The 21,874-nt window shown below is 55.6% G+C and carries 14 protein-coding genes; 8 read left to right on the forward strand and 6 right to left on the reverse strand.

Translation table 11 applies throughout. The features are described from left to right. Positions 1–5 precede the first annotated feature (5 nt). Positions 6–1,061 (forward strand): glycerophosphodiester phosphodiesterase, encoded by a 1,056-nt coding sequence (gene glpQ, locus FHC48_RS12675; protein WP_044597885.1) that lies wholly within the window; start codon positions 6–8, stop codon positions 1,059–1,061. Between the two features lie 89 nt (positions 1,062–1,150). Here the strand turns inward: glpQ and yfaE are convergent, their stop codons facing one another. The 4 genes from yfaE to ubiG all read right to left on the reverse strand — a co-directional run bounded on the left by yfaE (position 1,151) and on the right by ubiG (position 5,952). Beyond that, positions 1,151–1,405, reverse strand: a complete 255-nt coding sequence (yfaE, locus tag FHC48_RS12680) for a class I ribonucleotide reductase maintenance protein YfaE (protein WP_059363769.1) — start codon at positions 1,403–1,405, stop codon at positions 1,151–1,153. Further along, on the reverse strand, positions 1,405–2,535 hold the full coding sequence (nrdB, locus tag FHC48_RS12685) for a class Ia ribonucleoside-diphosphate reductase subunit beta (protein ID WP_008500235.1): 1,131 nt from the start codon (positions 2,533–2,535) through the stop codon (positions 1,405–1,407). Before nrdB ends, yfaE begins: the two co-directional genes overlap by 1 nt. 54 nt (positions 2,536–2,589) lie before the next feature. After that, complete coding sequence (gene nrdA, locus FHC48_RS12690; protein WP_008500237.1) at positions 2,590–4,875, reverse strand: class 1a ribonucleoside-diphosphate reductase subunit alpha; 2,286 nt, start codon at positions 4,873–4,875, stop codon at positions 2,590–2,592. Between the two features lie 348 nt (positions 4,876–5,223). Beyond that, positions 5,224–5,952 (reverse strand): bifunctional 2-polyprenyl-6-hydroxyphenol methylase/3-demethylubiquinol 3-O-methyltransferase UbiG, encoded by a 729-nt coding sequence (gene ubiG, locus FHC48_RS12695; RefSeq protein ID WP_021241539.1) that lies wholly within the window; start codon positions 5,950–5,952, stop codon positions 5,224–5,226. A 146-nt stretch (positions 5,953–6,098) separates the two neighbouring features. Here ubiG and gyrA point away from each other — a divergent pair, with 146 nt between their 5' ends. Beyond that, positions 6,099–8,735, forward strand: a complete 2,637-nt coding sequence (gene gyrA, locus FHC48_RS12700; protein ID WP_008500239.1) for a DNA topoisomerase (ATP-hydrolyzing) subunit A — start codon at positions 6,099–6,101, stop codon at positions 8,733–8,735. Positions 8,736–8,870: 135 nt separating this feature from the next. Beyond that, the gene (gene rcsC / locus FHC48_RS12705; protein WP_008500240.1) at positions 8,871–11,717 is read left to right on the forward strand and encodes a two-component system sensor histidine kinase RcsC; all 2,847 of its coding nucleotides are present in this window, start codon (positions 8,871–8,873) and stop codon (positions 11,715–11,717) included. A 111-nt stretch (positions 11,718–11,828) separates the two neighbouring features. Here rcsC and rcsB read toward each other — a convergent pair whose 3' ends face one another. Next, positions 11,829–12,479, reverse strand: a complete 651-nt coding sequence (gene rcsB, locus FHC48_RS12710; protein WP_003859405.1) for a response regulator transcription factor RcsB — start codon at positions 12,477–12,479, stop codon at positions 11,829–11,831. A gap of 16 nt (positions 12,480–12,495) precedes the next feature. Then, a complete protein-coding gene (gene rcsD, locus FHC48_RS12715) occupies positions 12,496–15,168 on the reverse strand; it encodes a phosphotransferase RcsD (protein WP_021241536.1) in 2,673 nt (890 codons plus the stop codon). A gap of 743 nt (positions 15,169–15,911) precedes the next feature. Here rcsD and FHC48_RS12720 point away from each other — a divergent pair. The 5 genes from FHC48_RS12720 (at position 15,912) to FHC48_RS12740 (ending at position 21,697) form a co-directional block, all read left to right on the forward strand. Beyond that, complete coding sequence (locus FHC48_RS12720) at positions 15,912–17,024, forward strand: porin OmpC (protein ID WP_008500242.1); 1,113 nt, start codon at positions 15,912–15,914, stop codon at positions 17,022–17,024. A 117-nt stretch (positions 17,025–17,141) separates the two neighbouring features. Further along, on the forward strand, positions 17,142–18,197 hold the full coding sequence (gene apbE / locus FHC48_RS12725; RefSeq protein ID WP_059363827.1) for an FAD:protein FMN transferase ApbE: 1,056 nt from the start codon (positions 17,142–17,144) through the stop codon (positions 18,195–18,197). Positions 18,198–18,269: 72 nt separating this feature from the next. Then, positions 18,270–19,328 carry a bifunctional DNA-binding transcriptional regulator/O6-methylguanine-DNA methyltransferase Ada gene (ada, locus tag FHC48_RS12730; RefSeq protein WP_059363828.1) on the forward strand — a complete coding sequence of 353 codons (1,059 nt, stop codon included), beginning with the start codon at positions 18,270–18,272 and terminating at the stop codon, positions 19,326–19,328. Further along, on the forward strand, positions 19,328–19,984 hold the full coding sequence (gene alkB / locus FHC48_RS12735; RefSeq protein WP_059363830.1) for a DNA oxidative demethylase AlkB: 657 nt from the start codon (positions 19,328–19,330) through the stop codon (positions 19,982–19,984). Before ada ends, alkB begins: the two co-directional genes overlap by 1 nt. Positions 19,985–20,053: 69 nt before the next feature. Continuing rightward, the gene (locus FHC48_RS12740) at positions 20,054–21,697 is read left to right on the forward strand and encodes a multidrug ABC transporter permease/ATP-binding protein (protein ID WP_059363842.1); all 1,644 of its coding nucleotides are present in this window, start codon (positions 20,054–20,056) and stop codon (positions 21,695–21,697) included. The last annotated feature ends 177 nt before the right edge of the window (positions 21,698–21,874 follow it).

Here is a 21,874-nt window from a genome sequence, read left to right on the forward strand (position 1 = left end):
TTGCGATGAAATTAACTCAGTTAGCAACCGGCCTGCTGCTGGCGGGCCTGATGACAGGCTCCGCGCTGGCGGCGGATAAAATCGTTATTGCCCACCGCGGTGCCAGCGGCTATCTGCCGGAGCATACGCTCCCGGCGAAAGCGATGGCCTATGCGCAAGGCGCGGATTATCTGGAGCAGGATCTGGTGATGACGAAGGACGACCAGCTGGTCGTCCTGCACGACCATTATCTTGACCGCGTGACGGACGTGGCAGAGCGTTTCCCGGATCGCGCCCGCAAAGATGGCCGCTTCTACGCCATTGACTTCACGCTGGCGGAGATCCGCTCCCTGAAGTTCACCGAAGGCTTCGAGATTGAAAACGGCAAGAAGGTGCAGGTCTATCCGGGACGTTTCCCGATGGGCAAATCTGACTTCCGGATCCATACCTTCCAGGAAGAGATTGAGTTTGTTCAGGGACTGAACCACTCCACCGGTAAAAACATCGGCATCTACCCGGAAATCAAAGCCCCATGGTTCCACCATCAGGAAGGGAAAGACATTGCCGCGAAGACGCTGGAGGTGCTCAAACAGTACGGCTACACCAGCAAGCAGGACAAAGTCTACCTGCAGTGTTTTGACGCCGCCGAGCTGAAGCGCATCAAAACCGAGCTGGAGCCGAAGATGGGGATGGATCTCAATCTGGTGCAGCTGATTGCCTATACCGACTGGAATGAAACCCAGGAGAAGCAGCCGGACGGCAAGTGGGTGAACTACAGCTACGACTGGATGTTTAAGCCGGGTGCGATGAAGCAGATTGCGCAGTACGCCGACGGCATCGGGCCGGATTACCACATGCTGGTGGCGGAAGGCTCAGCGCCGGGACACGTTAAGCTGACGGCGATGGTGAAAGAGGCGCATGCCAGCAAGATGCAGGTGCATCCGTACACGGTGCGTGCTGACCAGCTGCCGCCGTATGCGACGGATGTGAATCAGCTTTATGAGGTGTTATATAACCAGGCGGGCGTGGACGGACTGTTTACGGATTTCCCGGATAAAGCGGTCAGCTTCCTGAAGGATTAACGCTGAAATTGCCGGGTGGCGGCTGCGCCTTACCCGGCCTACGAACTGCGGTTTTGTAGGTCGGGTAAGCGAAGCGCCACCCGACACCATCACATCTCGATCTCGAGATCGCCTTTTGCCCGGCAGCAGCAGGGCAAAATTTCCCCTTCGTTGATAAAGGCCAGCGGTTCGGTCAGCCAGTCCACCTGGCCGGCGACCAGACGGCAGCGGCAAGAGCCGCAGTAGCCGGAACGACACTGGTACTCTACTTCGACCTGATGCGCCTCAAGCGCCACCAGCAGAGAAGGGTGCTCTTCCCGACACAGTACCTCAGTGCCGGAAAGACGTAACGTGACGCGTGACATCAGAGCTGGAAGTCGCTCAGGTCGTCGGTGTTGACTTCAGAATCAATCTGACCGACCAGATAAGAACTTACTTCCACTTCCTGCGGCGCAACCTGCACGTTATCGGACACCAGCCAGGTGTTGATCCACGGGATAGGGTTAGAGCGCGTCTGGAACGGCAGGTCGAGACCGACCGCCTGCATGCGGATGTTGGTGATGTACTCAACGTACTGGCACAGGATGTCTTTGTTCAGGCCAATCATGGAGCCGTCGCGGAACAGGTAGTCTGCCCACTCTTTCTCCTGCTGAGCCGCCAGCACGAACAGGTCGTAGCACTCCTGCTTGCACTCTTCGGCGATTTCCGCCATCTCCGGATCGTCCGTGCCGCTGCGCAGCAGGTTCAGCATGTGCTGGGTACCGGTCAGGTGCAGGGCTTCATCGCGGGCAATAAGACGGATGATTTTGGCGTTGCCTTCCATCAGCTTGCGCTCGGCAAAGGCGAAGGAGCAGGCGAAGCTGACATAGAAGCGGATCGCTTCCAGCGCGTTAACGCTCATCAGGCACAGGTACAGCTGTTTTTTCAGCGCGCGCAGGTTCACGGTGATGGTTTTACCGTTCACATGGTGAGTGCCTTCGCCCAGCAGGTGCCAGTAGCTGGTCATCTCGATCAGCTCATCATAGTAATGGGCAATGCCTTCCGCGCGCTTCTGGATCTGCTCGTTGGTGACGATATCGTCAAACACCACCGCCGGATCGTTCACGATGTTGCGAATGATGTGGGTGTAAGAGCGGGAGTGGATCGTCTCGGAGAACGCCCAGGTTTCCACCCAGGTTTCCAGCTCAGGAATCGAGATCAGCGGCAGCAGCGCCACGTTCGGGCTACGGCCCTGAATGGAGTCCAGCAGCGTCTGGTACTTCAGGTTGCTGATGAAGATATGTTTTTCGTGATCCGGCAGAGACTGGTAGTCAATACGGTCGCGGGAGACGTCCACTTCTTCCGGACGCCAGAAGAAGGAGAGTTGCTTTTCAATCAGCTTTTCGAAGATGTCATATTTTTGCTGATCGTAGCGTGCCACGTTGACCGGCTGGCCGAAGAACATCGGCTCTTTGAGCTGGTCGTTTTTCGTCTGTGAAAAGGTGGTATATGCCATGAGTGTGTCCTAAAAACGTAGGCCGGGTAAGCGTAGCGCCACCCGGCATTTACATTAGATCTTACATGCGCCGCTTTCGCAGCCATCGTCCTGAATTGACGGAACCAGGTCATCCTGCGCGTCTTCCGCACCGTCACGGGTGTTGTGATAGTACAGCGTTTTCACGCCAAACTTGTAGGCGGTGAGCAGGTCTTTCAGCAATTGCTGCATCGGAACCTTGCCGGACGGGAAGCGCGTCGGGTCATAGTTGGTATTGGCAGAGATCGACTGGTCGATAAACTTCTGCATGATACCCACCAGCTGCAGGTAGCCGTCGTTGTTTGGCATTTCCCACAGCAGCTCGTAGTTGTCACCCAGCGTCTCGTAATCCGGTACCACCTGACGCAGCACGCCGTCTTTAGAGGCCTTGATGCTGACGTGGCCGCGCGGCGGCTCAATACCGTTGGTGGCGTTAGAGATCTGCGAAGAGGTCTCGGACGGCATCAGGGCAGAGAGCGTGGAGTTACGCAGGCCGTGAGTCTTGATGGACTCGCGCAGGCCTTCCCAGTCGAGGTGCAGCGGCTCGCTGACGATCGCATCCAGGTCTTTCTTGTAAGTGTCGATTGGCAGAATGCCTTTCGCGTAGGTGGTTTCGTTGAACCACGGGCACGCGCCTTGCTCTTTCGCCAGCTCGTTGGACGCTTTCATCAGGTAGTACTGAATCGCTTCGAACGTCTGGTGCGTCAGGTTGTTGGCGCTGCCGTCGGAGTAACGCTTGCCGTTTTTCGCCAGCCAGTAGGCGAAGTTGATCACGCCGATACCCAGGGTACGACGCCCCATCGCACCGCGTTTCGCGGCCGGGATTGGGTAATCCTGGTAGTCCAGCAGGGCGTCGAGCGCACGAACCGCCAGCACGGCCAGCTCTTCCAGCTCGTCCAGGCTCTTGATTGCGCCCAGGTTGAACGCGGACAGCGTACACAGCGCAATTTCACCGTTTTCGTCGTTCACGTCTTCCAGCGGTTTGGTCGGCAGGGCGATCTCCAGGCACAGGTTAGACTGGCGCACTGGTGCAACCACCGGATCAAACGGGCTGTGGGTGTTGCAGTGGTCAACGTTCTGGATGTAGATACGGCCGGTAGAGGCACGTTCCTGCATCATCAGGGAGAACAGGTCCACCGCTTTCACGCGCTGCTTGCGGATGCTGTCGTCTTTTTCGTATTTGGTGTACAGACGCTCGAATTCGTCCTGATCGGCGAAGAACGCGTCGTACAGGCCCGGGACGTCGGACGGGCTGAACAGGGTGATCTCTTCGCCCTTCAGCAGACGGGTGTACATCAGCTTGTTGATCTGCACGCCGTAGTCCATGTGACGCACGCGGTTGCCTTCAACACCACGGTTGTTTTTCAGGACCAGCAGGCTTTCCACTTCCAGGTGCCACATAGGGTAGAACAGGGTCGCAGCACCGCCGCGCACGCCGCCCTGAGAGCAGGATTTTACCGCCGTCTGGAAGTGCTTATAGAACGGGATACAGCCGGTGTGGAATGCTTCACCGCCGCGAATCGGGCTGCCCAGCGCACGGATGCGACCGGCGTTGATGCCGATACCGGCACGCTGGGAAACGTATTTCACGATGGCGCTGGAGGTGGCGTTGATGGAATCCAGGCTGTCACCACACTCGATCAGTACGCAGGAGCTGAACTGACGGGTTGGGGTGCGCACGCCAGACATGATTGGCGTCGGCAGTGAAATCTTGAACGTCGATACCGCATCGTAGAAACGCTTCACGTAATCCAGACGGGTGTCACGCGGATAGTTGGAGAACAGGCAGGCGGCCACCAGAATATAGAGGAACTGGGCGCTTTCGTAGATCTCACCGGTTACACGGTTCTGAACCAGGTATTTGCCTTCGAGCTGCTTCACCGCCGCGTAGGAGAAGTTCATGTCGCGCCAGTGATCGATAAACCCGTTCATCTGCTCGAACTCTTCTTCCGTATAGTCTTCCAGCAGATGCGTGTCGTATTTGCCCAGCTCAACCATTTTCACCACGTGATCGTAAAGCTTCGGCGGCTCAAACTGGCCGTAGGCTTTTTTACGCAGGTGGAAAATCGCCAGACGTGCAGCGAGGTACTGATAATCCGGTGCTTCGCGGGAGATGAGGTCCGCCGCCGCTTTAATGATCGTTTCGTGGATATCAGATGTTTTGATGCCGTCGTAGAACTGGATGTGTGAACGCAGTTCAACCTGGGAGATAGATACGTTGTTCAGTCCTTCTGCTGCCCAGTCGAGAACTCGATGGATTTTGTCCAGATTGATACGCTCGGTAGTACCGTCGCGCTTTGTCACCAGCAGACTCTGATTCATGTGGGGTTTACCTGTCCGTGAAATAAAAAAATATCCCCCGCTTATCCACAGAACCGTCTTGTGACTAACTCTGTGGATAAATACTACATATAGGGGGTTTGCGATAAGAAAAACGCTATATGGTGAGTATTCTAGTAAGGATTCTTTTCAGTACAAGGGTTGATTTTGACGTTAAATTGAGGTTGTGAAAGGGTAAAAAAGGCTAAGTCCTCGTACCGTAAGGCCTGGAAGACATGTCAATAATTAAGAAAAAAAATTCAAAATTTGATCGAGTGCTGATTTCTTCAACGGGCGGTCAGAATTGCGCAACATGATGTCGCGCAATCTTTATAAGAATAACGAATGACGTTAGTCGTTTTTGGCGGTTGTATGCAACATATAGTTAACATCAACGCCCGGTGCGAGTTTGAATTTATTGGTCAGCGGATTGTAGTGCAGGCCGGTGATGTGCTGCTCCTTGAGCCACGTCTGGTCGACCCAGCTTAACAGTTCCGCAGGCTTGATGAATTTCTTCACGTCATGCGTGCCTTTCGGCACCATGCGCAGCACATACTCCGCGCCAACGACGGCCATCAGCCAGGCTTTACCGTTGCGGTTGATGGTCGAGAAGAAGACCTGTCCACCCGGTTTCACCAGTTTTGCACAGGCGTGCACCACGGACTGCGGATCGGGAACGTGTTCCAGCATCTCCATGCAGGTCACCACATCGTACTGATGGGCATGTTTTGCCGCGTGTTCTTCCACGGTTTCCTGCACGTAGTCCACCTGTATGCCAGACTCCAGCGCATGAAGACGAGCAACCTGCAGCGGTTCAAAGCCCATATCCAGGCCCGTGACGTTCGCCCCTTCGCGCGCCATGCTTTCCGCCAGGATACCGCCACCGCAGCCGACATCGAGCACTTTTTTACCGAACAGACCGCCGGAACGCTCCGCGATATAGCCCAGACGCAGCGGGTTAATACGGTGCAGCGGTTTGAACTCGCCTTCGAGATCCCACCAGCGGGACGCCACCGCTTCAAATTTGGCAATCTCTTCGTGGTCAACGTTGTGAGCCACCGGGGATTTTTCGGCATTCATGGGCGCTTTTACTCCTTATTTAGCAAGACGAATGAGTATATCAGGCAATCCCTGTGAATAAAGCGTATAGGTTTACCTCAATCACCTCGGCTGTGTTATAATTTGCGACCTTTGAATCCGGGATACAGTAGAGGGATAGCGGTTAGATGAGCGACCTTGCGAGAGAAATTACACCGGTTAACATCGAGGAAGAGCTGAAGAGCTCCTATCTGGACTATGCGATGTCGGTCATTGTTGGCCGTGCGCTGCCGGACGTCCGCGATGGCCTTAAGCCGGTACACCGTCGCGTACTATACGCCATGAACGTATTGGGCAATGACTGGAATAAAGCCTATAAAAAATCTGCCCGCGTCGTCGGTGACGTCATCGGTAAATATCACCCGCATGGTGATACCGCCGTTTATGACACCATCGTTCGTATGGCGCAGCCATTCTCCTTGCGCTACATGCTGGTAGATGGTCAGGGTAACTTTGGTTCAGTCGACGGCGACTCCGCTGCGGCGATGCGTTATACGGAAATCCGTATGTCGAAAATCGCTCATGAGCTGATGGCCGACCTGGAAAAAGAGACCGTTGATTTCGTCGATAACTACGACGGCACCGAGCGCATCCCAGATGTGATGCCCACCAAGATCCCGAACCTGTTAGTGAACGGTTCGTCCGGTATCGCGGTCGGTATGGCAACCAACATTCCGCCGCACAATATCACCGAGGTGATCAACGGCTGTCTGGCTTATATCGACGATGAAGATATCAGCATTGAAGGGCTGATGGCACACATCCCGGGTCCGGACTTCCCGACGGCGGCGATCATCAACGGTCGTCGCGGCATTGAAGAAGCGTACCGTACCGGCCGCGGCAAGATTTACATCCGTGCCCGCGCTGAAGTAGAAGCGGACGCCAAAACTGGCCGTGAAACCATTATTGTTCACGAGATCCCGTATCAGGTGAACAAAGCGCGTCTGATTGAAAAAATCGCCGAGCTGGTAAAAGAAAAACGCGTTGAAGGCATCAGCGCGCTGCGTGACGAGTCTGATAAAGACGGCATGCGCATCGTGATTGAGATCAAACGCGACGCGGTGGGTGAGGTTGTCCTGAATAACCTGTACTCCCAGACGCAGCTTCAGGTCTCCTTCGGTATCAACATGGTTGCGCTGCACCATGGTCAGCCGAAGATCATGAACCTGAAAGAGATCCTGAGCGCGTTCGTCCGTCACCGCCGTGAAGTGGTGACCCGTCGTACCATCTTCGAACTGCGCAAAGCGCGCGACCGTGCGCACATCCTTGAAGCGCTGGCGGTTGCGCTGGCCAACATCGACCCGATCATCGAGCTGATCCGTCGTGCGCCAACCCCGGCGGAAGCGAAAACCGCGCTGGTTTCCCGTCCGTGGGATCTGGGCAACGTCGCCGCGATGCTGGAACGTGCGGGCGATGACGCGGCGCGTCCTGAATGGCTGGAACCTGAGTTCGGCGTGCGTGACGGTCAATACTACCTGACTGAACAGCAGGCCCAGGCGATTCTGGATCTGCGTCTGCAGAAACTGACCGGCCTTGAGCATGAAAAACTGCTCGACGAATACAAAGAGCTGCTGGAACAAATTGCTGAGCTGCTGCATATCCTGGGCAGCGCAGAGCGCCTGATGGAAGTGATCCGCGAAGAGCTGGAGCTGGTCCGCGATCAGTTCGGCGACGAGCGCCGCACCGAAATCACCGCCAACAGCGCGGACATCAACATCGAAGACCTGATCAACCAGGAAGACGTTGTGGTGACCCTGTCTCACCAGGGCTACGTGAAGTATCAGCCGTTAACGGACTACGAAGCACAGCGTCGTGGCGGTAAAGGTAAATCTGCAGCACGTATTAAAGAAGAAGACTTTATTGACCGCCTGCTGGTGGCGAACACCCATGACACGATCCTCTGCTTCTCCAGCCGCGGTCGTCTGTACTGGATGAAAGTCTATCAGCTGCCGGAAGCAAGCCGTGGCGCACGTGGTCGTCCAATCGTTAACCTGCTGCCGCTGGAAGCGAACGAACGTATCACCGCCATTCTGCCGGTACGCGAGTACGAAGAGGGCGTGAACGTCTTTATGGCGACCGCCAGCGGTACCGTGAAGAAAACCGCGCTGACCGAATTCAGCCGTCCGCGTTCTGCCGGTATTATCGCCGTGAACCTGAACGAAGGCGACGAGCTGATTGGCGTGGATCTGACCTCGGGCTCCGATGAAGTCATGCTCTTCTCTGCGGCCGGTAAAGTGGTGCGCTTCAAAGAAGACGCCGTCCGTGCAATGGGCCGTACCGCGACGGGCGTACGTGGTATCAAACTGGCTGGCGAAGACAGCGTTGTTTCTCTGATTATTCCGCGTGGTGAAGGGGCTATCCTGACCGTCACGCAGAATGGTTACGGTAAACGTACGGCGGAAGGGGAATACCCAACCAAGTCTCGCGGCACGCAGGGCGTTATCTCCATCAAGGTGACCGAGCGCAACGGTTCCGTTGTCGGCGCGGTGCAGGTAGACGATGCCGACCAGATCATGATGATCACCGATGCCGGTACGCTGGTGCGTACCCGCGTGTCTGAGATCAGCGTGGTGGGTCGTAACACTCAGGGCGTGATCCTCATCCGTACAGCGGAAGATGAAAACGTGGTGGGTCTGCAGCGCGTTGCCGAGCCGGTGGATGACGAAGAGCTCGACTCCATCGACGGTAGCGTCGCGGAAGGCGATGAGGACATCGCGCCAGAAGCCGACACCGACGATGACGTAGCGGATGACGCTGACGAGTAATGTCTCCTGATGTAAAAAAGGGCCGGATTCCGGCCCTTTTCTTTTGCAGAAGCAGATAAGTCAACGTTGCGACCTGGCGCGTTTACCGCTACCTTAACCACATTCTTTTGACCCCGACGGCGGAGCCTCGCCCCCTTGAAATACCTCGTCTCCTTTCGTACTACGCTGAAAGTCTCTCGCTATCTGTTTAGAGCGCTGGCGCTCCTGCTTTGGCTGCTGGTGGCCTTGTTCTCGGTGTTTTACATCGTTAATGCGCTGCATCAGAAAGAAGCGGAGATCCGCCAGGAGTTTAACTTAAGCTCCGACCAGGCCCAGCGCTACATTCAGCGAACGTCTGACGTCATGAAGGAGCTGAAGTATATTGCCGAGAATCGTCTGACGGCGGAAAACGGTATTCTTGCGCTCCGCGGGCGTAACGACAAAACCGAAGTTCCGGACTTCCAGCCGCTGTTCCCGGATTCCGATTGCTCCACCATGAGCAATACCTGGCGCGGGTCGCTGGAATCGCTAGCCTGGTTTATGCGCTACTGGCGCGACAACTTCTCCGCCGCCTATGACCTGAACCGCGTCTTCCTGATTGGCAGCGAAAATCTCTGCATGGCTGACTTTGGCCTGCGCGACGTGCCCGTTGAGCGTGACAATGCGTTGAAAAGCCTGCATGAACGTATTGTGAAATACCGCAATGCACCACAGGACGAGCGCGGGAATAACATCTTCTGGGTGAGCCAGGGCCCGCGCCCCGGCGTGGGCTATTTCTATGCCCTGACGCCGGTTTATCTCGGTAATCGCCTGCAGGCGCTGATGGGGATTGAGCAGACCATCCGCATGGAAAACTTCTTCACCCCTGGCAGCCTGCCCATGGGGGTGACCATTCTGGATGAAAACGGCCATCAGCTGATCTCGCTTGCCGGGCCCGATAACCGGCTGAACGTCGAACCGCACTGGATGCAGGAGCGGTCGTGGTTTGGCTATACCTCGGGCTTCCGCGAGCTGGTGCTGAAGAAGAGCCTGCCGCCGTCGTCGCTGAGTATCGTCTATTCGCTGCCGGTGGATATGGTACTTGAGCGGATACGCATTCTTATCATGAATGCAATTCTGCTCAACCTGCTGGCGGGGGGCGCGCTGTTTACGCTGGCGCGCATGTATGAGCGGAAAATCTTTATTCCCGCCGAAAGCGACGCCCAGCGCCTGGAGGAACACGAGCAGTTTAACCGCAAGATTGTTGCCTCGGCGCCGGTGGGGATCTGTATCCTGCGTACCCAGGACGGGACCAACATCCTGAGTAACGAACTGGCGCATAACTACCTGAACATGCTGACGCACGAAGACCGGCAGAGGCTGACGCAGATTATCTGCGGTCAGCAGGTTAACTTCGTGGACGTGCTCACCAGTACGCACACCAACCTGCAGATCAGCTTTGTCCATTCCCGCTATCGCAATGAAAACGTGGCGATTTGCGTGCTGGTGGATGTCTCCGCGCGCGTGAAGATGGAAGAGTCGTTGCAGGAGATGGCGCAGGCGGCGGAGCAGGCCAGCCAGTCAAAATCCATGTTCCTTGCGACCGTCAGCCACGAGCTGCGTACGCCGCTGTACGGGATCATCGGTAACCTCGACCTGCTGCAGACTAAAGAGCTGCCGAAAGGCGTCGACCGGCTGGTGACGGCGATGAACAACTCCTCCAGCCTGCTGCTGAAAATCATCAGCGATATTCTCGACTTCTCTAAAATTGAGTCCGAGCAGTTGAAAATCGAGCCGCGCGAGTTTTCACCGCGCGAGGTGATGAACCACATTAGCGCCAACTATCTGCCGCTGGTGGTGCGTAAACAGCTGGGGCTCTACTGCTTTATCGAACCGGACGTGCCGCTGACGCTGCACGGCGATCCGATGCGCCTGCAGCAGGTCATCTCTAACCTGCTCAGCAACGCCATCAAATTTACCGATACCGGCTGTATTGTGTTGCACGTCTGCCGGGCAGGGGATTACCTGAGCATTCGCGTGCGCGACACGGGGGTCGGCATTCCGGCGAAGGAGGTGGTTCGCCTGTTCGATCCGTTCTTCCAGGTCGGTACCGGCGTGCAGCGTAACTTCCAGGGCACCGGACTGGGGCTGGCGATTTGTGAGAAGCTCGTCAGCATGATGGACGGCGATATCTCCGTAGATACCGAGCCCGGCATGGGCAGCCAGTTCACCATCCGCATTCCGCTCTATTCTGCGCAATATCCGGCAAAAGCCACGGTAGATGGCCTGAGCGATAAGCGCTGCTGGCTGGCGGTGCATAACGCCTCGCTGAATGACTATCTGACGGCGCTGCTGACCCACTGCGGCGTGAGGGTGTGCCGCTATGAAGGTCAAACACCGGACGTTGACGATGTGCTGATCGCCGACGAGATGCAGGAGCAGCCGTGGCAGGGGAGAGGGTCGGTGCTCTTCTGCCGTCGCCACATCGGCATTCCCGTCGAGCGAGCGCCTGGGGAATGGGTACACAGTGTTGCGACGCCGCACGAGCTGTTGAGCCTGCTGGCACGCATCTACAAAGTGGAGCTGGAAGAGCGCGACGGCGCGGGCGGATTGCCGTCACCGGAGTCTCTGGCGTCGGTGAATGACGATATGATGATTCTGGTGGTGGATGACCATCCGATTAACCGCCGCCTGCTGGCTGACCAGCTTGGATCGCTGGGCTACCAGTGCAAAACCGCCAATGACGGCGTGGATGCGCTGAACGTGCTGAGTAAGAATCATATTGATATCGTTCTGAGCGACGTCAACATGCCTAACATGGACGGCTACCGTCTGACGCAGCGCATCCGGCAGCTTGGCCTGACGCTGCCGGTGGTGGGCGTAACGGCGAACGCGCTGGCGGAAGAGAAGCAGCGCTGTCTGGAGTCAGGCATGGACAGCTGTCTGTCGAAACCGGTGACGCTGGACGTGCTGAAGCAGACATTGTCGATTTACGCAGAGCGCGTGAGAAAAACGAGAATATAAAAAAGGCCCGGAAGGGCCTTTTTTATTTGCCCGGCGACGCTGCGCTTGCGCGGGCCTGCGGGTTTTGTAGGCCGGGTAAGCGCCAGCGCCACCCGGCATTTACAGTGGAGATCAATCCTTATCCGTTGCGCTCAGCGTCACGGAGGAGAGATAGTTGAGCAGCGCAATATCATTGTCCACACCCAGTTTCATCATCGCTGATTTCTTCTGGCTGCTGATGGTTTTAATACTGCGGTTCAGCTTCTTGGCAATCTCGGTCACCAGGAAACCTTCTGCGAACAGGCGCAGAACTTCACTCTCTTTCGGCGACAGACGTTTGTCACCATAGCCACCCGCGCTGATTTTTTCCAGCAGACGAGAAACGCTTTCAGGCGTGAACTTCTTGCCTTTCTGCAGCGCCGCAAGCGCTTTAGGCAGATCGGTCGGTGCGCCCTGTTTCAGCACAATCCCTTCGATATCCAGATCCAGTACCGCGCTCAGGATCGCCGGGTTGTTGTTCATGGTCAGAACAATGATCGAGATATCCGGGAAGTGACGTTTAATATATTTGATAAGCGTGATCCCATCACCGTATTTGTCTCCGGGCATGGAGAGATCGGTAATGAGCACGTGTGCATCAAGCTTTGGGAGGTTATTGATCAGTGCTGTAGAGTCTTCAAATTCACCGACTACATTCACCCACTCGATCTGTTCAAGTGATTTGCGAATACCGAACAGTACAATCGGATGGTCATCGGCAATAATTACGTTCATATTGTTCATGTATAAGGCTACCTTGCTACAGCAAGCTTTTGACGTAGGCGTCAATGTCGCTGATGTATTTTTCAATGCCAGAGGCATCTTTCTCACGAATTAGATGTTCCAGCGTTTCACATAACTGCTTGCCGGGAACCAGATTAAGCATGGCAAACACCCCTTTAAGCCGGTGTGCTGTCTGTGCCAGCGCTGCAAAATCATTCGCAGCGGACTCAGTATACAACCGCTTAACATCATCTGGTACTGTATCAACAAAGAGTGAATAGTATCCGCTGGCGTGAAGCTCGGCATTTTCATTACCGCCAAGCGGGGATTCCGCTATCTCTTCCTGCGCCAGCTGCTCTTCTATTAGTTGTAGTACAGCTTCCTGCATCGCATTGCTTATATTAAAGTTGACGCGCAGCTGGCCAGGGCCGATTTTCCGCACGCCTGACTCATCATCGCTTAAAAGCAAGCCGGAGGCAGTAAGATTAGACGGATTATCAGTTAAAAACAGATCAAATTCTTGACTTGCAAGTCTTTCATCCGGCGTGATGCAGGCCGCCCCCCAGTTTTCTAACTGACGAACGACAATATTGCGGATCTCGTTCGAGGTCACATCGACCATCACCACGACATCATCCAGCAGACGCTCTTCATCTTCTTCCTGCGGATTGGCCGCCATTTTCACGTGCAGAGAATAGCGGGTGCCGAGGGATTCACGGGCTTTGATATTCAGATGGCCGCCGAGCTTGCGTGCCAGCTGATCGCACAGCCAGAAGGTGAGGGCATTGGCCTTGCCGTAGCGATCGCTTTGCGTGTCGTTCAGGAACGGGAAGTGGAGATTATCAATTTCACTCGTGGTGACGCCTTCCCCGGTGTCGAGGATGCGGAACGTCAGGCGGTCTTCTGCCGACTCCTCCGTACTGACTTCGAGGGTGATCTTGCCGATCTGCGTGGTCGTCACCGCGTACTGAATGATCATCAACAGTATGCGGCGCAGCGCTTCACGATCGCCGTGGCGCTCGTCATTTGCCGGAAGATTGTTATTGATCAGCAGCTGCAACCCTTTACGCTTAATCACGGGCAGGACTTCCGGAACGACTTCATCGATCAGGTCCTGAATAGAGAAGAGGGTTGGTGTTCCTTTCCAGAAATCATTCTCCAGCATGTTCGCCAGCTGGATCTCGTCAACCATTCTGACCAGCGAGTCGGCCTGACAGGCAAGCTGGTGGCTTTCTGACGTATTTAACGCCGCCGCCTGGGTCGCCAGCGTTTTTAACGGCTGCTTGAAGGCATCGCCAATGTTCTGCATAAATGCGGCGCGCCCCTGCTGGTTTTTCTCATACAGTCTTTGCGCCTGCTTGAGCTTTTTATTCACCAGCACCTCGCGATCCTGATCGCGAATGATGAAAATTTGCGTGCGGGAGGCGACCTGGCTGCGGAACTGACGGATCTCGTACAGCTCATTGTTGATGGTGGCCTGGATCACCCCCTGGTGCTGATCCGCCATGGTGGTGATGTTCTGCAGGTTAAGATGCGGCAGCAGATGGTCGGCAATTTTATTGCTCATTACCGTACGATTCGCTTCCTGATCGTGAACTAAGACCCCAAGCGGCAGCACGGAAATAATCTCTTCATTTAGCGCACGTAACACGCGCAGTTCATTGCTGGTGCCTGCCGGGACCGCAGAGGCGTCGCTCTGACGCCCCGGCTGGAAACGGAAGGTGCTGTAGCCAAACAGCGCCAGCGCCAGCAGACCGATATTCAGCAGCAGAGGCAGCAGGATATTTTGCAGGGTATCGAGCAACAGCGTGCCAAACGGCACCTGCCACACCAGACGCATACCGGTCGAGTTCAGGGATGAGGCGATTTCGATTTTTGAGCCGTTAAAGGAGATCGAGACGCTCTCTGCGGCCTCTTTGTCAGAAGCCGCACGCATGTTCTGGGTGCTGTTGTCGGGCTCCAGACGGAAGCTGTCGAGCGGCATGTCCGGCGGGATTAAATCGTTAATCGGTAAATCGAAGGCCACAACCGTCGCCAGATGTCCTGGCTGGTTGAAGGTGGTGCGCAGGGTAAAATAATGACCGTTTTGCCAGGCCAGACGACGCAGGGAAGAGAAGCTCTCACGTTCATCAAGGGCATTCGCCTGCTGCAGCATCTCTGCCCGGCGGGAGTCGACGATGCTGCCCACGGTAGTCTCTTTAAACCCGGAAGAGAGATCTTTTAACGGCAGGGTTGAGATCAGGATCATGCTGTTGTCCTGGCCGTTCAGATAGTACATCGACCACGGCACCGTTTCGGCCCCCCAGAGAGTATCCAGATAGGTCGAAATACGCTGTGTCATCTCGAGCGTTGCGCTGTCGTGAGAGCCAAAAATGAGCGCCTCAGTCTTACGCTGCGGTTTTTCGAGGTAATAGACATCCTGCTTAAGCCGCGTCTCCTGAAGTCCATCTCCGGATGAGGAGGCCGGGGCGGCCGCAATATTGTCGTAAATCTGCCAGGTGGCGTAGCGCCAGGTATCGATGCGCTTATGCACGGCGTGGGTGATATCGACGACCTGATAGCTCTTATCCTTCAGCCAGGCGTTAACCGCGCTTTGTACCATCACCCCCATGGTCACTAACAGCACAACGATCAAAAGAAGAAAGAAACGGGTGATGCTCCCGGGGAGGAGGGAGAATTTGCTCGGGGCGGTGGTTTCAGTCTGACTCATTGATATCTTTAACCCGTCATGGTCATGCTCTGTGGCGATAGGGCAGTATAAAGGGTAATAACTGAATTTCCAGCGCCACCGTCCGGGAACAGGCGACTTTTTCAACGGACAATACCGGCGGCGGGTGGCGCGATAAACATGTACAAACTCGTCCTGCGCGTACAAATAAAAAGTGCGGCTGGCCAGCAAATAGCACGAATTAACAAGAAATTAAGTTTTACATCAATTGTGTGTTAGCGAACGATCGCTGGGGAGAATTTAGTTAATAGTCGTTACAATTTCGGTGCGGTAGCACAAAAAATGAGGCGTTGCGTAAAGAAAGGTAAAAAAAAACCGAATGCGAAGCATCCGGCTCAATTAGGGATAAACAGACATTCAAAACTGAATGACGGTAATAAATAAAGTTAATGATGATAGCGAGAGATATTTTAGAGATTAGCCGCGATCTTGTTTTGTCATTCAGTGCTGTAACGATTTTTATTATAAGTGGTTGATTACAATATGTATGATTTTTCTTTTGATTATAAGTGCTAAATTTATAAGCTATTTGTGCTTTGTAAAAGTTCCTTGATATTTACATTTTGAAACATCTTGATGGACAAATGAAACATCTTCAAAGTTTTCGTATCATATTCGCATTGGATTATTCTGTAATTTTGCGGAGAATGAAATTGCCGACTGGTTAATGAGGGTTAACCAGTAAGCAGTGGCAATTATAAGGCATATAACAGAGGGTTAATAAAATGAAAGTTAAAGTACTGTCCCTCCTGGTACCAGCACTCCTGGTGGCAGGCGCAGCAAATGCGGCCGAAATTTATAACAAAGATGGCAACAAATTAGATCTGTACGGCAAAGTCGATGGTCTGCATTATTTCTCTGACGACAAGGGTAACGACGGCGACAAGACCTACATGCGTCTTGGCTTCAAAGGTGAAACTCAGGTTAACGATCAGCTGACCGGTTATGGCCAGTGGGAATACCAGATTCAGGGTAACAAAGACGAAGGCGACAACCAGTCCTGGACTCGTGTGGCCTTTGCAGGTCTGAAGTTCGCGGAAGCAGGTTCATTCGATTACGGTCGTAACTACGGCGTGATTTACGATGTGACCTCCTGGACCGACGTTCTGCCTGAATTCGGTGGAGACACCTATGGTGCCGACAACTTCCTCCAGTCTCGTGCTAACGGCGTGGCAACCTACCGTAACCAGGACTTCTTTGGTCTGGTTGATGGCCTGAACTTTGCTCTGCAGTATCAGGGCAAAAACGGCAGCGTAAGCGGTGAAAACACCGACGGTCGCAGCCTGCTGAACCAGAACGGCGATGGCTACGGTGCATCCGTGACCTATAACCTGGGCGAAGGTTTCAGCGTGGGTGGTGCGATGTCCTCCTCCAAACGTACCGCCGATCAGAACGCACTGGGCGTATACGGTAAAGGGGATCACGCAGAAGTCTATTCTGGTGGCCTGAAGTACGATGCCAACAACATCTATCTGGCAGCACAGTACTCTCAGACCTACAACGCAACCCGTTTTGGTACCTCTAACGGCAGCAACCCAACTACCGCTTACGGCTTTGCTAACAAAGCGCAGAACTTCGAAGTGGTTGCTCAGTACCAGTTCGACTTCGGCCTGCGTCCATCCGTGGCTTACCTGCAGTCTAAAGGCAAAGACATCGAAAACTTCGGCGATCAGGATCTGCTGAAATATGTTGATGTGGGTGCGACTTACTACTTCAACAAAAACATGTCCACCTACGTGGATTACAAAATCAACCTGGTTGATGAAAATGAATTCACCCGTCAGGCGGGTATCGGTACTGACGATATCGTCGCGCTGGGCCTGGTTTACCAGTTCTAATCGCGCCATCGTGTGACGTAAGGGGGCCTGATGGCTCCCTTTTTTTGTGCCTCTCTGATTCTCACAACTCACCCGTTTTGGTGTACTCTTGCCGCCCTGGCATGAGGATAATAATGAATGGACATGACTTTTTTACGCGCCAGCTTTCTGGCTATGCTTTTTTTCCTGACCGCGTGTAACGATCCCACACCCGTGGCGAAAACCGACGCACCTGCCGCGACGGTGCTCGAAGGCAAAACGATGGGCACCTTCTGGCGCGTCAGCGTGATGAACCTCGATAAAACGCGCACGGATGAGCTTCGCGGCAAAATCCAGGCACAGCTGGACGCCGACGATCAGCTGCTGTCGACCTATAAAAATGATTCGGCGCTGATGCGCTTTAACCTCTCAACCAGCACCTCTCTGTGGCCGGTGAGCGAGGCGATGGCCGATATCGTGACCGAGGCAATGCGCGTAGGTTATAAAACCAACGGGGCGATGGATGTCACCGTCGGCCCTCTGGTGAACCTCTGGGGATTTGGCCCGAATAAACAGCCGGTGAAGACGCCCGAACAGGCGGCCATTGATGACGCCCGCGCCCGGACCGGGCTACAGCATCTGACCGTCATCAACCAGTACGGGCAGCAGTACCTGCAGAAAGATATTCCCGATCTGTTTGTCGATCTGTCGACGGTCGGGGAAGGCTACGCGGCGGATCATCTTGCTGCACTGATGGCGCAGGAGGGGATTTCCCGTTATCTGGTCTCCGTGGGCGGCGCGTTGGTCAGTCGGGGCATGAACGCCAGCGATAAACCGTGGCGCGTGGCGATTCAAAAACCGACGGATCGGCAAAATGCCGTGCAGGCAATAGTGGATATCAACGGACATGGCATCAGCACTTCCGGAAGCTATCGCAACTATTATGAGCTTGACGGGAAGCGTATTTCGCACGTGATTGATCCGCAGACCGGCCGCCCCATCACGCATAACCTGGTCTCGGTGACGGTCATTGCCCCCACCGCGCTGGAAGCGGATGCCTGGGATACCGGATTAATGGTTCTTGGCCCGGAGAAAGCCAAAGAGGTGGTCCGTCAGGAAGGGCTGGCGGTTTATATGATCACCAAAGAGGGCGACGGGTTTAAAACCTGGAGCTCGCCGCAGTTCAACAGTTTCCTGGTCAGCGACAAAAATTAAAAAGCAAGGTTGCGGGTTTTTTATCGGTGGCGCCCAGGCACGCTCTATGTATGCTTATACGAGGAGCCGATCATGAAAAACCCAACCTTCACTACCGATGAGGATCGCTGGCAGGCCGTGCTGGCCCGCGATCCGCTCGCTGACGATCAGTTTGTCTTCGCCGTGCAGACGACCGGTATTTTCTGCCGTCCGTCATGCCGCGCCCGCCACGCGCTGCGTAAAAATGTCCGCTTTTATCCCGATGCCCGGCACGCCGCTCAGGCGGGCTTTCGTCCGTGCAAGCGCTGCATGCCGGACAAGCGCGACGCGCAGGCGCAAAAGCTGGCAAAAGTGGAACACGCCTGCCGGCTTCTGGAGCAGGATCCTGCGCTAACTCTGGAGAGGCTGGCGGAGCAGGTTGCCATGAGTCCTTTCCATTTCCACCGCCTGTTTAAATCCGTGACCGGCATGACGCCAAAAGCCTGGCAGCAGGCGGCGCGGGGTCAGCGTCTGCGCACCGCGCTTGCGCAGGGAGACAAAATTACCGATGCCGTGCTGGCAGCGGGATTTCCCGACAGCAGCAGCTATTATCGTAAAGCCAACGATGCGTTGGGTATGACGGCGAAGCAGTACCGTAAAGGAGAGGTGGCCGTACGGTATGCTATCGATGACTGTTCGCTAGGACGCTGTCTGGTCGCCGAAAGCGAGCGGGGGATCTGCGCGATTCTGCTGGGTGACACCGATGCGGAAGTCACCGCAGAGCTTGCCACGCAATTTCCAAAAGCGACGCACGCGCCGCTGGACGACACCTTCGTACAGCGGATCCACCAGGTCATTGCCAGTATTGATAACCGCGACGTACCGCTTGCGCTGCCGCTGGATATTCGCGGTACCGCGTTCCAGCAGCGCGTCTGGCAGGCCCTTCGCACTATTCCCTGCGGCGAAACGGCAAGCTACCAGCAGGTGGCGCAGGCGATTGGTCAACCCGGTGCGGTACGCGCCGTCGCCGGAGCCTGTGCGGCCAACACGCTGGCAATTGTGATCCCCTGTCATCGCGTGGTTCGCAACGACGGTGCGCTGTCGGGCTATCGCTGGGGGACGGCGCGAAAAGCGCTATTACTGAAACGTGAGGCGAAACGCCGGGAGGAATAATGCTCGATCTTTTTGCGGATGCTGAACCCTGGCAGGAACCGCTTGCGCCAGGGGCAGCGATCCTGCGTCGCTTTGCTCTCTCCCGTGCGGAGGCATTGCTTGCCGGTATTGAAGAGGTGACGGCGGTTTCACCGTTTCGCCATATGGTGACGCCGGGCGGCTACACCATGTCGGTGGCCATGGCCAACTGCGGCGAACTGGGCTGGGCGACAAACGAACGTGGGTATGTGTATGCTCCGAACGATCCCACGACAGGTCGGCCGTGGCCTCCCATGCCTGCGGTTTTCCAGGCACTTTGTCACGAGGCTGCCGTGGCGGCGGATTATCCTGACTTCCGTCCTGACGCCTGTCTGATCAACCGCTACGCCGTCGGGGCGAAGCTCTCGCTGCATCAGGACAAAGATGAGCCCGATCTGCGCGCGCCTATCGTTTCGGTATCGTTAGGCCTGCCCGCCGTCTTTCAGTTTGGGAGATTACGCCGCAACGATCCGCTCAAACGCATCATGCTGGAACATGGCGATGTGGTGGTGTGGGGCAGGGAATCGCGGCTTTACTATCACGGCATTCAGCCGCTGAAACCCGGCGTTCACCCCCTCACGGGCGAGTACCGCTTTAATCTGACCTTCCGTCAGGCGGGGTACAGTAAACTAAAATAAGAATTATTCTTGATGTCCGCGCAGGGCAGTTTACACTGCTGGCTGATTTTTATTGTCCGGATTGCCTGCATGCAACTACTTCTCCTCGTCTGGCGTCAGTACCGCTGGCCCTTCGTCGCCGTCATGGCGTTAAGCCTGGCCAGCGCCGCGCTGGGTATTGGCCTGATCGCGTTTATTAACGTGCGGTTGATTGAAATGGTCGACACCTCGCTCTCCGTATTGCCGGAGTTTCTCGGCCTGCTGCTTCTGTTGATGGCGGTTACGCTCGGTTCCCAGCTGGCGCTGACCGCGCTCGGGCACCATTTCGTTTTTCGTTTGCGCAGCGAGTTTATCAAGCGCATCCTGGACACTCAGGTCGAGCGCGTCGAGCAGCTCGGCAGCGCCTCCCTGCTGGCGGGGCTGACCAGCGACGTTCGCGCCATTACTATCGCGTTCGTTCGTCTGCCGGAGCTGGTGCAGGGGATCATTCTGACCTTCGGCTCGGCGGCCTATCTCGCCTGGCTCTCCAGCAAAATGCTGGCGGTGACTGCGCTGTGGATTGCCATCACCATCTGGGGCGGTTTTGTGCTGGTGTCCCGCGTCTATAAACACATGGCGGTCCTGCGCGAAACCGAAGATAAGCTCTATAACGATTACCAGACGGTACTGGAAGGGCGCAAAGAGCTCACCCTGAACCGCGAGCGCGCCGAGTATATCTTTAACCATCTCTATATTCCGGACGCGCGCGAATACCGGCACCATATCATTCGCGCCGATACCTTCCACCTGAGCGCGGTGAACTGGTCAAACATTATGATGCTGGGCGCCATTGGCCTGGTGTTCTGGATGGCGAACAGCCTGGGCTGGGCGGATACCAACGTCGCGGCAACCTACTCACTGACGCTGCTGTTTTTGCGCACGCCGCTGCTCTCGGCGGTCGGCGCATTGCCCACCTTGCTGAGTGCGCAGGTGGCCTTTAATAAACTCAAAAAATTCGATCTCGCGCCGTTTAAGCCCGAATTCCCGCGCCCGCAGGCCTTCCCGAACTGGCAGACGCTCGAGCTGCGTAACGTCACGTTCCGCTATCAGGACAGCGCCTTCTCCGTGGAGCCGCTCAATCTGACGATCCGCCGCGGCGAGCTGCTGTTCCTGATTGGCGGCAACGGCAGCGGTAAATCGACGCTGGCAATGCTGCTCACTGGCCTTTATCAGCCGCAGTCGGGCGAGATTTTACTGGATGGCAGAGCGCTGAGCGCGGAGAAGCCCGAGGATTACCGCAAGCTTTTCTCGGCGGTGTTCACCGACGTCTGGCTGTTTGATCGGCTGCTGGGGCCGGAAGGGCAGCAGGCCAATCCTGCGCTGGTGGAAAAATGGCTGGCGCACCTGCAGATGTCGCACAAGCTGGAACTTCAGGACGGCAAGATCCTTAACCTCAAACTCTCCAAAGGGCAGAAAAAACGCGTGGCGCTGCTGCTTGCGCTGGCGGAAGAGCGTGACATCATTCTGCTCGACGAGTGGGCGGCGGATCAGGACCCGCACTTCCGCCGCGAGTTTTATCAGGTGCTGCTGCCGCTGATGCAGGAGATGGGCAAAACCATTTTCGCCATCAGCCACGACGATCATTACTTTATTCACGCTGACCGCTTGCTGGAGATGCGCGAGGGCAGGCTGAGCGAGCTGACCGGTGAAGCGCGCGATGCGGCCTCGCGTGACGCGGTGGCGCGCACGGCCTGATGCCCGTGTGCCGGGTGGCGGCTTCGCCTTACCCGGCCTGGGATTTTGTAGGCCCGTGCAAGCGTAGCGCCGCCGGGCACAATGATTTGCACGATATGCCGCTTTTTTCTCCATCCCGGCCCGTTGTTTATTCTTATTTACATATCCTCGCGCTATGCTTAATACCAACTTATTTCA

The sequence above is a fragment of the Enterobacter sp. EC_50 genome (genome assembly GCF_019584525.1).
Taxonomy (GTDB): Bacteria; Pseudomonadota; Gammaproteobacteria; order Enterobacterales; family Enterobacteriaceae; genus Enterobacter; species Enterobacter roggenkampii.